The organism is Bradyrhizobium yuanmingense (assembly GCF_900094575.1).
GTDB classification, from domain to species: Bacteria; Pseudomonadota; Alphaproteobacteria; order Rhizobiales; family Xanthobacteraceae; genus Bradyrhizobium; species Bradyrhizobium yuanmingense.
In genome coordinates this window covers 1-1,447 of the sequence record NZ_FMAE01000096.1, presented here as the reverse complement: position 1 = coordinate 1,447, position 1,447 = coordinate 1, and the positions used below count along the sequence as shown (strand labels likewise).

The window sequence follows — 1,447 nt, the reverse complement described above, 5'->3', positions numbered from 1 at the left end:
CGACACATTGCCGATAACCAAAGGAGAGTTCAGTGACTGCACTAGATGTCCAACAGACGACAGGCAACGCTTCTCTCGATAAAAGAAGCTGGCTCGAGTCCCACGAGGAGGGCTACCACAAGGCGCTCGGCAATCGTCAGGTTCAGATGATCGCCATCGGCGGCGCGATCGGCACCGGCCTGTTTCTGGGTGCTGGCGCACGCCTGCAGATCGCCGGTCCGTCACTGGCAATCGTTTATCTGGTTTGCGGCGCCTTCTCATTCCTGATCCTTCGAGCGCTCGGCGAACTGCTGCTTCATCGGCCAAGCAGCGGAAGTTTCGTATCGTATGCCCGCGAGTTCCTCGGCGAGAAGGCGTCCTTCGTCGCCGGCTGGATGTACTTTCTCAACTGGGCAATGACTGGCATCGCCGATATCACCGCGGTCGCCCTCTACATGCACTACTGGGATCTCTTCGCGCATCTGCCACAATGGGTGTCTGCGCTCGGAGCCCTGCTTATCGTTGGTTCCATGAACTTGGTCGGCGTGAAGTGGTTCGCCGAGATGGAATTCTGGTTTGCGCTGATCAAGGTGGCGACAATCTCCTTGTTCCTTGTAGTCGGCACGATCTTTTTCGCTGGTGGCATCTCGATCGCGGGCAGCGCGCCCGGCATACACCTCATTACCGAGAAAGGCGGCTTCTTCCCGAACGGACTCTTACCGCCCCTAGTTCTCGTGCAGGGCGTCGTTTTCGCCTTTGCCGGGGTTGAACTGGTCGGCACGGCAGCTGGCGAATGTTCAGATCCCAAGAAGGTCCTGCCGCCCGCAATCAACAGCGTGCTCTGGCGCATCGCACTGTTCTACGTCGGTTCAGTGGTCCTGCTCGTCTGCCTCTTGCCCTGGACTGCCTACGAGGCGGGCCAGAGTCCGTTCGTCACCTTTTTCGGCGCTCTCGGCATTCCTGGCGTCGGCACGGTGATCAACATCGTCGTCCTGACCGCGGCGCTCTCAAGCCTGAATTCCGGCCTCTACTCGACCGGCCGGGTGCTGAGATCGCTCGCCCAGGGGGGCTCCGCGCCGGCATTTCTCGCCAAGATGAACCGCCAAGCCGTTCCCTATGCCGGCATCCTCCTGAGCCTCGCGATCTACGTGTTCGGAGTCGTGCTCAACTTTCTCGTGCCGTCTCAGGTGTTTGAGATTGTCCTCAACGTTGCTTCGCTCGGCATCCTCAGCACCTGGGGCTTTATCGTCGTCTGCCAGATGATGTTCCGCCGCGCCGTCAGCCGCGGAGAGGTCGCAGACGTCAGCTTCAAGATGCCCGGCGCGCCGGTCACGTCGTGGGCGACACTCGCTTTCCTCGTTGTCGTCCTGGTGCTGATGGCGCTTGATTATCCGAACGGTACCTTCACCGTCGCCGCCACTCCCTTGATCGCCGTACTGCTCTGGGCAGGTTGGCGGTGGACGGCGAA

At 60.5% G+C, this 1,447-nt stretch carries 1 protein-coding gene; it reads left to right on the top strand.

Annotation, left to right across the window (positions count from 1 at the left end; genetic code table 11):
* Window positions 1–32: 32 nt before the first annotated feature.
* Window positions 33–1,447 (top strand): L-asparagine permease (gene ansP / locus GA0061099_RS39175; protein ID WP_074448704.1); only part of this gene is annotated, 1,415 nt, incomplete at its 3' end.